This window comes from Enterobacter cloacae complex sp. BZL2005, from assembly GCF_049238885.1.
Classification (GTDB): Bacteria; Pseudomonadota; Gammaproteobacteria; order Enterobacterales; family Enterobacteriaceae; genus Enterobacter; species Enterobacter roggenkampii.
Genome location: NZ_JBMKGI010000005.1, coordinates 262,427 through 275,090, shown reverse-complemented (window position 1 = coordinate 275,090; position 12,664 = coordinate 262,427). Strand labels below are relative to the sequence as shown.

The following is a 12,664-nucleotide window of genomic DNA, read 5'->3' as shown; positions in this document are numbered from 1 at the left end:
CGTCCAGACTTAATGCACACCCCATCGCCGGAGTCTCCCTCCGGCGATGCGCACCTGAAGGAGGAAAAATGGCAAACCAAACCGTAATCAAGCTGCAGGACGGCAACGTGATGCCCCAGCTGGGGCTAGGTGTATGGAAAGCCGGTAACGACGAGGTCGTCTCCGCCATTCATAAAGCCCTGGAAGTCGGCTACCGGTCGATTGACACCGCCGCCGCGTACAAAAACGAGGACGGCGTGGGGACCGCACTGGTCAGCGCCGGTGTCCCCCGCGATGAGTTATTCATCACCACGAAACTGTGGAATGACGATCAAAAGCGTCCCCGCGAAGCCCTGCAGGAGAGTCTGGAGAAGCTCCAGCTCGATTTCGTCGACCTGTATCTCATGCACTGGCCGGTTCCGGCCATCGACCATTACGTTGATGCCTGGAAAGGGATGATTGAACTGCAAAAAGCGGGGCTGGTGAAAAGCATCGGCGTCTGCAACTTCCAGGTTCATCACCTGCAGCGACTGATTGACGAGACGGGCGTCGCGCCTGTGATTAACCAGATCGAGCTGCACCCGCTGTTGCAGCAGCGCCAGCTTCACGCCTGGAACGCCACGCATAAGATTCAGACCGAATCCTGGAGCCCGCTGGCTCAGGGTGGTGAAGGGGTATTCGATCAGAAAATTATCCGCGACCTGGCGGATAAATACGGCAAAACCCCGGCGCAGATCGTCATTCGCTGGCATCTGGACAACGGCCTGGTGGTGATCCCGAAATCGGTCACGCCATCGCGCATCGCCGAGAACTTCGACGTCTGGGATTTCCGTCTGGACAAAGATGAGCTGGGGGAAATTGCGAAGCTGGATAAGGGCAAGCGGCTTGGGCCAGACCCGGATCAGTTTGGCGGATAATACCTAAAACGAGCCCGGTCTTCCGCCGGGCTCGTTTTAATTTATAAACCGGACTGACATCTCGCTTCTCCGGGAAGATCAGGCAATGTGCAAATAACGTTGTACGCTTTCCCTTCAAATTTATGTGGTCCACCGAGACCGCCGCCTACCTCTGCACCATATTCCTTTCCGTTGACGCTTATCTGGAGCGGGGTGCGATAAATCCAGTCCATCGGACCTATTGGCAGAAAAAAGATCCACTCATGCTGGCTCTGAAAAGCAAAACGACCGTTGTCGTCAGAAAGCGTTTGCTCCCTCTCTAATGTTATTTTAGCGCCCGGGACTGGCTTACCTGCGCTGTCGATTAGACGTCCTTCCACTTCTGGCTGTGTCTGGCGGTGCATTACACAACCGCATAACGTAAGGCCAATCAGCATCGCTCCTGTTAACTTCCTAATTTTCATTTTGGGCCTCCTACCCTTATGCAGAAAAAAGCCGGGTGGCGGCTGCGCCTTACCCGGCCTACGCGCTGGCCAGTAGGCCCGGTAAGCGCTAGCGCCACCGGGCTTTGTTACAGGTTTAACCGATCTTACGTTTTACGGTCTTCTTCGTTCCCGCTCCACCGTTCGAACGCTGATGCACAATCGGCGTGTGCTTGGTCAGCGCCGGGCGCGTATTGCGATTCTGGCGACGCGCTTCGCGCATCTCCTCCAGCGTCGGGGCCGGTACCAGACAGTCGCGGCGCGAGCCGATCAGGTGCTTTTTGCCCATCTCTTCCAGCGCCTGGCGGATCAGCGGCCAGTTGGCCGGATCGTGGTAGCGCAGCAGCGCTTTGTGCAGACGACGCTGTTTATCCCCTTTCGGCACCACCACGTCTTCACTCTTATAACCAATCTTACTCAGCGGGTTCTTGCCGGTGTAGTACATGGTCGTCGAGTTGGCGAGCGGTGACGGATAGAAGTTCTGCACCTGATCCAGGCGGAAGCGGCGCTGCTTCAGCCACAGCGCCAGGTTCACCATGTCCTCATCACGCGTGCCCGGGTGGGCGGAGATGAAGTACGGGATCAGATACTGCTCTTTGCCCGCCTGCTTCGAGTAGGTGTCGAACAGCTGTTTAAAACGATCGTAGCTGCCCATGCCCGGCTTCATCATCTTCGACAGCGGGCCTTCTTCGGTGTGCTCCGGCGCAATCTTGAGATAGCCACCAACGTGGTGCGTCGCCAGCTCTTTGATGTAGCGCGGATCTTCCACGGCGATGTCATAACGCACCCCGGACGCGATGAGGATCTTCTTGATGCCTTTCAGATCGCGCGCGCGGCGGTAGAGGTTGATCGTCGGCTCGTGGTTGGTGTCCATGTGCTCACAAATGCTCGGATAGACGCAGGAGAGGCGACGACAGGTCTGTTCCGCGCGCGGTGATTTGCAGCGCAGCATGTACATGTTCGCGGTTGGGCCGCCAAGATCGGAAATCACGCCGGTAAAGCCCGGCACGGAGTCGCGAATGGCTTCGATCTCATTGATGATTGAATCTTCAGAGCGGCTCTGAATAATGCGCCCTTCGTGCTCGGTAATGGAGCAGAAGGAACAGCCACCGAAGCAGCCGCGCATGATGTTGATCGAGAAGCGGATCATCTCATACGCCGGGATGCGGGCGTTGCCGTACGCCGGGTGCGGCACGCGCTTGTACGGCAGCGCAAAGACGCTGTCCATCTCTTCGGTGGAGAGCGGGATGGCCGGCGGGTTGATCCAGATAAAGCGCTCGCCGTGCTTCTGCATCAGCGCGCGGGCGCAGCCCGGGTTGGTTTCATGGTGCAGAATACGGGACGCGTGCGCGTAGAGCACCTTGTCGGCTTTCACCTTCTCGTAGGAGGGCAGCAGTACGTAGGTCTTTTCCCACGGCTTCGGACGCGGCGGCTGCACGACGATCGCCTTCGCTTCCGCCTTCTTTGGCTCTACCGGTTTGTTATCGGCACACGGCAGATCGTCGCCGTACGGATGTGGGATCGGGTCGATTTTGCCCGGCATATCGATGATGCGGGAATCTACCCCGCGCCAGCCCGGCAGCGCCTCTTTCACCATAATGGCGGTATTGCGCACGTCGCGGATGCTGCTCACCGGCTCGCCCTGCGACAGGCGGTGCGCCACTTCCACCAGCGGACGCTCGCCGTTTCCGTAAATCAGCATGTCGGCCTTGGAATCCACCAGCACCGAGCGGCGCACGGTATCTGACCAGTAGTCGTAGTGTGCGGTACGGCGCAGGCTCGCCTCGATGCCGCCCAGGATCACCGGCACGTCTTTCCAGGCTTCTTTGCAGCGCTGGGTGTAGACGAGGGTTGCGCGGTCCGGACGTTTGCCCGCCACGTTATCCGGCGTGTAGGCGTCGTCATGGCGCAGCTTACGGTCAGCGGTATAGCGGTTGATCATCGAGTCCATGTTGCCTGCGGTCACGCCGAAGAACAGGTTCGGTTTACCCAAACGCATGAAGTCGTCTTTGCTGTTCCAGTCGGGCTGGGAGATGATCCCCACGCGGAAGCCCTGCGCTTCGAGCATACGGCCACAGATGGCCATGCCGAAGCTCGGGTGGTCAACGTAGGCATCGCCCGTGACCAGAATGATATCGCAGCTGTCCCAGCCCAGTTGGTCCATCTCTTCCCGGGACATCGGCAGGAACGGCGCCGGTCCAAAGCAGGCCGCCCAGTACTGGGGCCAGGAGAAGAGGTCACGATCCGGCTGGATCAGGGAAATTGCGCTCATAATGCTTCCGAAGAAAAAATAAACAAAAGGAGCGGGATTATACGCTGTTCATCTGCCAGATTTGAAGAAAAGGATGCAGGAAGCAGGCAGATATTCACGGAAGTCGTTAAAATACGCCGCCCTGATAATTTTGGATCATAATATTCACTCTATTTTCCGGTGATTTGCCCCGGAATGCGTGTTTGTGCGGAGCTCAGTTGTGAAGCCCAACGATTCGTTACATGTCTCCCAGCTGCGGGTTGTCCTGCACCTCTGCGGTTTCCTTGTGCTGCTGTACAGCCTTTCCATGCTGCCGCCGATGGTTATCGCCCTGCTGAACAAAGAGCGGACCTACTTTGCCTTCCTGACCACTTTTTTAACCTTTTTTAGTCTCGGAGGCTTAACCTGGCGGGCAACCCGCCACGCCGGCATCCAGCTGCGCACCCGCGACGGTTTCGTGATTATCGTGCTGTTCTGGCTGCTTTTTTCATTGATTAGCGCCATGCCGCTCTGGATGGATGACGGGCTTCAGCTCTCCTTTGCTGACGCGCTCTTTGAGGGGGTTTCCGGGATCACCACTACCGGAGCGACGGTGATCGGGGACGTCAGCGCCCTGCCTAAGTCGTACCTGTATTACCGCGCTCAGCTGAATTTCATTGGCGGGTTAGGCGTCATCGTGCTGGCCGTCGCGGTCCTGCCGCTGCTGGGCATTGGCGGCATGAAGCTTTATCAGTCAGAGATGCCGGGGCCGTTCAAGGAGGAGCGTCTGACGCCCCGCCTTGCCGATACCGCGCGCACGCTGTGGGTGACCTACTTCGCGCTGGGCGTGGCCTGCACTCTGGCCTACTGGCTGGCGGGAATGTCCTTTTTTGACGCCGTCTGTCACGGGCTTTCGACCGTGTCACTGGGCGGCTTCTCCACCCGCAGCGAGAGCATTGGTTTTTATGACAGCCACGCAATCGAGCTGGTTGCCGGGGCGTTTTCGCTGCTCTCCGCGTTTAACTTCACCCTCTGGTACGTCGCCATTGTCCGACGCACCCTGAAGCCGATTCGTCGCAGCCCGGAGGTTAAATTCTTCCTGAGCGCCGCTGCGGCGATTATCCTCATCACCGCCTGGCAGGTCTGGCATGCAGGCATGTACAGCCCCACGGATAGCCTGGTGCACGCCTTCTTCCTTGCCAGTTCGATGATGACCGATAACGGCCTGTCGACCGCCGACTACGCCCAATGGCCCACCCACACCATCTTCCTGCTATTGAGCGCCAGCTTTTTTGGCGGCTGCGTAGGCTCGACCTGCGGCGGCATCAAAGCCCTGCGTTTTTTGATTATGTTCAAGCAGAGTATTCAGGAGATGAACCAGCTGGCGCATCCGCGCGCGCTGCTGAGCATTAAGGTGGGCAAAAGCGTGGTGAATGAACGCGTCCTGCGCTCGGTCTGGAGCTTCTTCTTTCTCTACGTGATGATCACGGGCTTTTTTGTCTGGGCGCTTAATCTGATGGGCTACGATCTGTTTACGTCATTCGCGACGGTCGCCGCCTGTATCAACAACATGGGGCTGGGATTTGGCGAGACGGCGTCGACGTTCGGCACGTTAACAGAAGGGGCTAAGCTGTTGATGTGCGCGGCGATGATCTTAGGGCGTCTGGAAATTTACCCGGTGCTGATTCTGTTCTCGCGCTTTTTCTGGCGGGCATAAACCATTCCCGGCGAACCGGGAATGTCAGAGGTTATGGCGCGGGGTTGATCAGCATTTGCCCTACGGACCCCCTGTCCATCATCTCCAGCGTCTGGCTGTGGAACAGGAACGGGAAGTGCGGCCACGAAGGCTGGCCGTAGTAGACGAGCAGTTCAACCTGACCGTCCACCCAGACGGTATCTTTCCAGCCGCGATCTTCCGGGAACGGCATCGCGCCGTTAACGTTGCGGATCAGGAAGCTTACCCCTTCAATATGGAACGACTGCGGCATATCTGAACGCACCGTCCAGCGCTCCCAGGTGCCCTGTTGCGCGGTGATGTCGATGCGGTTGACGTCCCACAGCGCACCGTTGATGCCCGGATCGTCGCCCAGGCTGATATCACGGCTGCGCACCGGGGAGCCGCTCATGATCTCCTGCGGCAGCAGGCGCATGGGCAGGCTATCGGTCACCAGCGGCAGCAGGCCGGTTGGACGCAGGGTCAGCACCAGGGTCGAGACAAGAATGCTCGACGGTTCAAAGAACCCGCGAATACGGTCAACAATGCTTGCCGCTTCGCCGCAGGTCACAGAGACTTCATCCCCGTTGGTCATATCAATGAGAATTTCGCGACGCTCACCCGGCGCGAGCGCCAGCTGTTTGACGGACACCGGTGCCGGTAAAAAACCCTGATCGCCGGAGATCACGTGCAGCGGACGGCCATCGCTCATCTGCAGCTGATAGCGGCGCGAGTTAGACGCGTTGAGCAGGCGCAGGCGCACCCAGCCACGGGACACTTCGACATACGGGCTCTGCGCGCCGTTAACCAGCAGCGTATCGCCAACGAAGCCACCGCTCCCCGATTCGCTGTATTCCGGCGTACCGAAATTATCCAGACGTTTGTCCTGGATGATAATCGGGAAGTCATCCACGCCGTAGTGGTTCGGGATCGGCAGGGATTTGCTGACTTCATCTTCCACCAGCCACATGCCGGCCAGGCCGTTATAGACCTGCTGCGCCGTGCGGTTAGGGGTGTTGGCGTGATACCACAGGGTTGCCGCGCTCTGGCGAATCGGCAGAACGGGCGCCCAGTCGGCGCTGGGCGACATCATGCGCGCCGCGCCGCCAATCAGCGGGCCAGGCACCTGCAGGCCACTGATGGTCATGGCGACATTTTCAGGGGTACGGTTACTGTAGATGAGCTTTACGTCATCGCCATTCCACACGCGTATGGTCGGCCCAAGGTAACGTCCGTTAATGCCCCAGACCGGCGCACGCGTCCCCTGGGTAAAGGACCAGTGGCTGCGCTGCAGCGTCAGGAAAAGCGGCTGGCCGCGACGGGATTCAATGAGTGGCGGAATAGGCAGCGGCTGTTGCTGCCCGGCGGCGCTGGCTGTCAGCGGCATCGCACCCGCACAAAGGGCGATCCCCGAAGCCTGAATAAACTGACGCCGACTGAGTGACATATAAGCTCCATCTGAAACGACTAACAACGCGGGAATTCGTTTTCCCTTCAACGCCGGGTTAGATCTTACCGGCGGCTTCTCTCTCTGCGACTTCTTTGTCGAGCAGCGCAATATGCTCAGCCATCAGATCACGGCAGTGCGCTGCCAGCTCGCGCACCTGATCTTTACCGTATTTGCTGGTATCGACGGGTGGCAGCATTTCGACAATCACCAGCCCGTTATTCAGGCGGTTAAGATTAATCTTATTCGAAGTATTGGAAACGCACACAGGAATAATTGGAACACCTGCCGCAATTGCGGCATGAAACGCACCGGTTTTAAACGGCAGCAGGCCGCGGCCGCGGCTGCGCGTCCCTTCCGGGAACATCCAGATTGAGATCCTGCGCTTTTTAAAATGATTCACCACTTCTGCAATGGTGCCGTGCGCTTTTGCACGGTTATTACGGTCAATCAGCAGGTTACCGGTAAGCCAGTACAGCTGACCAAAAAACGGGATCCACAGCAGGCTTTTTTTGCCCACCGTCACGGTCGGTGGAAGCACGATATTGGAGGCCGTCACCATATCGTAGTTGTTCTGATGGTTGGCGATATAGATGGCGTTACCGAAATTCTCCGCTCCTTCCGGCAGGCGTTTTTCAACTTTCAGACCAAACAGCGGCGCAAGACGCCCGAACATATGGCCAAAGGTGGCGACATGCTTCGGATTACGCGGGCTGAACAGGCAATAAATAGAGCCGAAAATACAGACCAGAATACAGTAGATAACGGTAAGAATAAGACGAACAATATATAGCATAGCGACCTCTGAAGCCCTGACAGCTGACAATTATACTTCACCTGTGGCCAGGTAAGGACTTTATTACGAGCGCGTATTGTTAATCGCAACGCACGAATTAACAACGATTTTACGGGAAATTTTATTGAAATTCCCCCTCCGGACAGAGGGGGATATCACGACATTACTCTTCGCTGTCACCCGCCGCGCTGCGTGCAGGAGAGTCAATCTCCACGCGGTCGATACGCTGCAGGCCGCGCATCAGCGAGCCGCGGCGACCGCGCTCGCCCACCACCTTCTGCAGCTCTTCCGGACGAAGCTTGATTTTGCGCTTGCCGACGTGAATGGTCAGCGTGCTCTGCGGCGGCAGCAGGAAGAGGTGCGCCAGGCCATCTTCGCCTTTCGCGGCCTCCGCCGACGGGATGTTGATGATCTTGTTGCCCTTGCCTTTTGACAGCTCCGGCAGATCGCTGACCGGGAACATCAGCATACGTCCGGCGGTGGTGATCGCCAGCAGCATGTCGCTTTCGTTCTCGATCACCAGCGGTGCCATTACGTGAGCGTTGTCCGGCAGGCTAATCAGCGCCTTACCGGCACGGTTGCGGGAAACCAGATCGTTGAAGGTACAGATAAAGCCGTAGCCCGCATCAGACGCCAGCAGCAGCTTCTGGTCATCGGCTTCCATCAGCATATGGTCAACCGTCGCGCCCGGCGGCAGCGTCAGCTTGCCGGTCAGCGGCTCGCCCTGCCCGCGCGCGGAAGGCAGCGTGATCGGGTCAATCGCGTAGCTGCGCCCGGTGGAGTCGATAAACGCTACCGGCTGGTTGCTCTTGCCTTTCACCGCCGCTTTGAAGCTATCGCCCGCTTTGTAGCTGAGCCCCGGCGCGTCGATATCGTGGCCTTTGGCGCTGCGCACCCAGCCGCTCTGCGACAGGACAATGGTCACCGGCTCGGACGGCTGCATGTCGTGCTCGTTCATCGCCTTCGCTTCTTCGCGCTCGTGCAGCGGAGAACGACGGTCGTCGCCAAACGCGTCGGCATCGGCCTGCAGCTCTTTCTTCAGCAGGGTGTTCATCTTGCGTTCGGACGCGAGGATCGCCTGCAGCTGATCGCGCTCTTTTTCCAGCTCGTTCTGCTCGCCGCGGATCTTCATCTCTTCCAGTTTGGCGAGATGGCGCAGCTTCAGCTCGAGGATCGCTTCGGCCTGGGTTTCGCTGATGCCAAAGCGCGACATCAGGGCGGGCTTCGGCTCGTCCTCGGTACGGATGATCTCAATCACCTCGTCGATATTGAGGAACGCCACCAGCAAACCTTCGAGGATATGCAGGCGCTTAAGCACTTTCTCCAGACGATGGTTCAGACGACGGCGTACCGTATCGCGGCGGAACGTCAGCCATTCGGTGAGGATCTCCAGCAGGTTTTTCACCGCCGGGCGTCCGTCGAGGCCGATCATGTTCAGGTTAATGCGGTAGCTTTTTTCCAGGTCGGTGGTGGCGAACAGGTGGTTCATCACCTGCTCCATGTCCACGCGGTTAGAACGCGGCACGATCACCAGACGGGTCGGGTTCTCGTGGTCAGATTCGTCACGCAGGTCGTCCACCATCGGCAGCTTTTTATTGCGCATCTGGGAGGCGATCTGCTCCAGCACTTTGGCACCGGAAACCTGATGCGGCAGCGCGGTGATCACCACGGCGCCGTCTTCTTTATTCCACACCGCGCGCATGCGCACGGAGCCGCGACCGTTCTGGTAGATTTTGCGGATTTCCGCACGCGAAGTGATGATCTCAGCTTCGGTCGGGAAGTCCGGGCCCTGCACGATATCCAGCAGATCGTCGAGCGAGGTTTTCGGCTGCTCAATCAGGGTGATGGCGGCTTTCGCCACTTCACGCAGGTTGTGCGGCGGAATGTCCGTCGCCATACCGACCGCAATCCCGGTGGTGCCGTTCAGCAGGATGTTCGGCAGACGCGCGGGCAGCATCTTCGGCTCCTGCAGCGTACCGTCGAAGTTCGGTACCCAGTCAACGGTCCCCTGGCCCAGCTCGCCCAGCAGCACTTCGGCATATTTAGACAGGCGGGACTCGGTATAACGCATTGCCGCGAAGGATTTCGGGTCGTCCGGCGCCCCCCAGTTCCCTTGACCATCCACCAGCGGGTAACGGTAAGAGAACGGCTGCGCCATCAGCACCATCGCTTCATAACAGGCGCTGTCGCCGTGCGGATGGTATTTACCCAGCACGTCACCGACGGTACGGGCGGATTTCTTGAACTTGGCGGTGGCATTCAGCCCCAGTTCGGACATCGCATACACGATGCGGCGCTGAACGGGCTTCAGGCCATCCCCGATAAACGGCAACGCCCTGTCCATGATGACGTACATGGAGTAGTTCAGGTAGGCGTTTTCCGTGAATTCATGTAGCGCGAGGCGCTCTGCCATATCGCTCATTACGTGTGATTCCTCAACTCAGAAACCGAAGGGTTTCAGGCAATATTGCCGCAGATACTACCCTATCTGACGAGTTGAGTCACAAAGAAAAAGGGCCGCTTATGCGGCCCTTTTCGGGTTATTTGTTCAGCTTAATGACCTGCTTCACGTCGATTTCAAAATCGTTCCACTCTTTATCGACCTTGCCCTGGATTTCCACTTTATCCAGCGGGGTGACGGTCACGCCGTTCCAGCGCTTGTGGTCAATTTCCACGTTCACCGTGCCGGTCTCATCGCGGAAGGTGTAGCGGTCATCGGACAGGCGCTGGGTGATGTTCCCGCGCAGCTTCACCCAGCTGTCGTCCTTCATCTCTTTCACCTTCACCGCGGTGGTGAGGTTGGCGTCGTTATCGACAAAACCGCCTGCCTGCGTCTGGGTCTGGGTTTGCGTGGCGGACGGGCCGTTAAATCCGCCCTGCGCAGCAAAAACGGGGGCAGTGGCCATCATCATGATGGCGGCAATGGCAGCGAATTTTTTCATATTAACTCTCCCTTTAATCTGGTTTCGCAGTCCATTAAACAGGGTAATCCTTAACAACTTCTTAAGGGAAAAATTTATTTATTATTGCTGTACAGCAGGCGCTTACAGAGGGTTTACTGACGGCATCAAGGAGGGAACATGCGCATTTTACTGGTAGAAGACGACACGCTAATCGGCGACGGTATCAGGGCGGGTTTAAGCAAAATGGGCTTTAGCGTGGACTGGTTTACCGACGGTAAAACCGGTCAGGCCGCGCTCGCGTCTGCACCCTATGATGCCGTGGTGCTGGATCTGACGCTGCCGGAAATCGACGGTCTGGACATCCTGCGCGCGTGGCGCGAAAGCGGGCACAGCGAGCCGGTATTGATCCTGACCGCGCGGGATGCGCTTAACCAGCGCGTGGAAGGGCTGCGTCTTGGCGCGGATGATTATCTCTGCAAGCCGTTCGCGCTGATTGAAGTGGGTGCCCGCCTCGAGGCGCTGGTCCGCCGCAGCCACGGCCAGACGCATAGCGAGCTACGCCACGGCAAGGTCACGCTCGATCCGACCCGTCTCGTCGCCACGCTGGACGGTGAACCGCTGACGCTGAAGCCGAAAGAGTTCGCGCTGCTGGAACTGCTGATGCGCAATGCAGGCCGCGTGCTCCCTCGCAAGACGATTGAGGAAAAACTGTATACCTGGGACGACGACGTCTCCAGCAACGCGGTAGAAGTCCACGTTCATCATCTGCGCCGCAAGCTTGGCAGCGAGTTTATCCGCACCGTGCACGGCATCGGCTACACCCTGGGTGACGCATGAAGCTGACGCAACGCCTGAGCCTGAAGCTGCGCCTGACGCTCCTCTTTTTAGCGCTCTCCCTGACGGCATGGTTTGCCGCCAGCCTGGTGGCCTGGCAGCAGACCACCCACAAGCTGGATAAGCTCTTTGACACGCAGCAGATGCTGTTTGCCAAACGGCTGCTGACGATGGATCTGGACGAGATCCGCGCCCCCGAGCGGATGCGCGAGATCCCAAAAAAAGTGAAGCATGGCCGTCTCGATGACGACGCGCTGGCTTTCGCCATTTACAGCGTCGAGGGCAAAATGCTGCTGAACGACGGCGAGAACGGGCGCGATATTCCGTACCACTATCGCCGCGACGGGTTTGCTAACGGGCAGCTCCAGGACGACAACGACGAATGGCGTTTCCTGTGGCTGACCTCACCCGACGGGAAATACCGCGTGGTGGTCGGTCAGGAGTGGGAGTACCGCCAGGATATGGCGCTGGACGTGGTCAGCTCGCAGCTCACGCCCTGGCTGGTGGCGCTGCCGGTGATGCTGCTCTTGCTGGTTCTCCTCTTGAGCCGGGAGCTGAGGCCGCTCAAAAAGCTGGCGCAGACCCTTCGCTCCCGCTCGCCGGATGCGACCGAGGCGCTTGTGCTTCAGGGTGTGCCCACGGAAGTGCGCCCCCTGCTCGACTCGCTGAATCACCTCTTCGCACGTACCCAGGAGATGATGACCCGCGAGCGCCGCTTTACGTCCGATGCCGCCCACGAGCTGCGCAGCCCGCTGGCGGCCCTGAAGGTGCAAACTGACGTGGCGCAGCTCTCGCAGGACGATCCGCAGGCGCGGGAAAAAGCGCTGGCACAGCTGCATGCGGGAATCGACCGCGCTTCGCGACTGGTGGATCAGCTCCTCACCCTGTCGCGTCTGGACTCGCTGGATAACCTTGACGATGTCGACCCGATAACGCTTGCCGATTTACTGCAGTCGGCGGTGCTGGATATCTGGCATCCGGCGCAGCAGGCAGGGATTGATATTCGCCTCTTCAACCATGCCCCGCAGGTCAAACGTCAGGGGCAGCCCCTGCTGCTCAGCCTGCTGGTGCGCAACCTGCTGGACAACGCCATCCGCTACAGTCCGCGCGGCAGCGTGGTGGACGTGACGCTGGACGCGCGCAGCTTTAGCGTGCGCGACAACGGTCCCGGCGTTGACCCCGAGGTGCTGGCGCGCATCGGCGAGCGTTTTTATCGTCCACCGGGCCAGAACGCCACGGGCAGCGGGCTGGGGCTTTCTATCGTCAGGCGCATTGCCGCGCTGCACGGGATGCACGTCTCGCTGAGCAATGCGGCGGAAGGCGGCTTTGAGGTGAAGGTCAGCTGGTAGCGGATTATTGCATCTCCAGCAAAAGACTTTGCAC

Annotated in this window: 10 protein-coding genes; 4 read left to right on the top strand and 6 right to left on the bottom strand. The window is 58.8% G+C overall.

Annotated elements, in window-relative coordinates; translation table 11 throughout:
* Positions 1 to 68 precede the first annotated feature (68 nt).
* Positions 69 to 896 carry a 2,5-didehydrogluconate reductase DkgA gene (gene dkgA / locus ACOTXI_RS12395; RefSeq protein WP_032675499.1) on the top strand — a complete coding sequence of 276 codons (828 nt, stop codon included), beginning with the start codon at positions 69 to 71 and terminating at the stop codon, positions 894 to 896.
* Positions 897 to 937: 41 nt separating this feature from the next.
* Here the strand turns inward: dkgA and ACOTXI_RS12390 are convergent, their stop codons facing one another.
* Together ACOTXI_RS12390 and ACOTXI_RS12385 are read right to left on the bottom strand one after the other, a co-directional pair.
* Positions 938 to 1,339 carry a carboxypeptidase-like regulatory domain-containing protein gene (locus ACOTXI_RS12390; RefSeq protein WP_058653865.1) on the bottom strand — a complete coding sequence of 134 codons (402 nt, stop codon included), beginning with the start codon at positions 1,337 to 1,339 and terminating at the stop codon, positions 938 to 940.
* A 115-nt stretch (positions 1,340 to 1,454) separates the two neighbouring features.
* On the bottom strand, positions 1,455 to 3,629 hold the full coding sequence (locus tag ACOTXI_RS12385) for a YgiQ family radical SAM protein (protein WP_023344923.1): 2,175 nt from the start codon (positions 3,627 to 3,629) through the stop codon (positions 1,455 to 1,457).
* 199 nt (positions 3,630 to 3,828) lie between these two features.
* Between ACOTXI_RS12385 and ACOTXI_RS12380 the strand changes: the two genes are divergently transcribed.
* Positions 3,829 to 5,304: a TrkH family potassium uptake protein gene (locus tag ACOTXI_RS12380; protein WP_008502992.1), complete on the top strand. Its 1,476-nt coding sequence runs from the start codon at positions 3,829 to 3,831 to the stop codon at positions 5,302 to 5,304.
* Between the two features lie 31 nt (positions 5,305 to 5,335).
* On the opposite strand, the gene ftsP is transcribed toward ACOTXI_RS12380, so the two are convergent.
* The 4 genes from ftsP to ACOTXI_RS12360 form a co-directional block, all read right to left on the bottom strand.
* Entirely contained in the window at positions 5,336 to 6,748 is a 1,413-nt protein-coding gene (gene ftsP / locus ACOTXI_RS12375) for a cell division protein FtsP (RefSeq protein ID WP_058653864.1), read from the bottom strand.
* 58 nt (positions 6,749 to 6,806) lie between these two features.
* Positions 6,807 to 7,544 (bottom strand): 1-acylglycerol-3-phosphate O-acyltransferase, encoded by a 738-nt coding sequence (gene plsC, locus ACOTXI_RS12370; RefSeq protein WP_008502990.1) that lies wholly within the window; start codon positions 7,542 to 7,544, stop codon positions 6,807 to 6,809.
* Between the two features lie 163 nt (positions 7,545 to 7,707).
* The gene (gene parC / locus ACOTXI_RS12365) at positions 7,708 to 9,966 is read right to left on the bottom strand and encodes a DNA topoisomerase IV subunit A (RefSeq protein WP_008502989.1); all 2,259 of its coding nucleotides are present in this window, start codon (positions 9,964 to 9,966) and stop codon (positions 7,708 to 7,710) included.
* A gap of 118 nt (positions 9,967 to 10,084) precedes the next feature.
* The gene (locus tag ACOTXI_RS12360) at positions 10,085 to 10,486 is read right to left on the bottom strand and encodes a YgiW/YdeI family stress tolerance OB fold protein (RefSeq protein ID WP_058653863.1); all 402 of its coding nucleotides are present in this window, start codon (positions 10,484 to 10,486) and stop codon (positions 10,085 to 10,087) included.
* A 138-nt stretch (positions 10,487 to 10,624) separates the two neighbouring features.
* Here ACOTXI_RS12360 and qseB point away from each other — a divergent pair, with 138 nt between their 5' ends.
* Both qseB and qseC read left to right on the top strand, forming a co-directional pair.
* The gene (gene qseB / locus ACOTXI_RS12355) at positions 10,625 to 11,284 is read left to right on the top strand and encodes a quorum sensing response regulator transcription factor QseB (protein WP_023294563.1); all 660 of its coding nucleotides are present in this window, start codon (positions 10,625 to 10,627) and stop codon (positions 11,282 to 11,284) included.
* Positions 11,281 to 12,630 (top strand): quorum sensing histidine kinase QseC, encoded by a 1,350-nt coding sequence (qseC, locus tag ACOTXI_RS12350; protein ID WP_023326079.1) that lies wholly within the window; start codon positions 11,281 to 11,283, stop codon positions 12,628 to 12,630. The genes qseB and qseC overlap by 4 nt, the downstream gene beginning before the upstream one ends.
* The last annotated feature ends 34 nt before the right edge of the window (positions 12,631 to 12,664 follow it).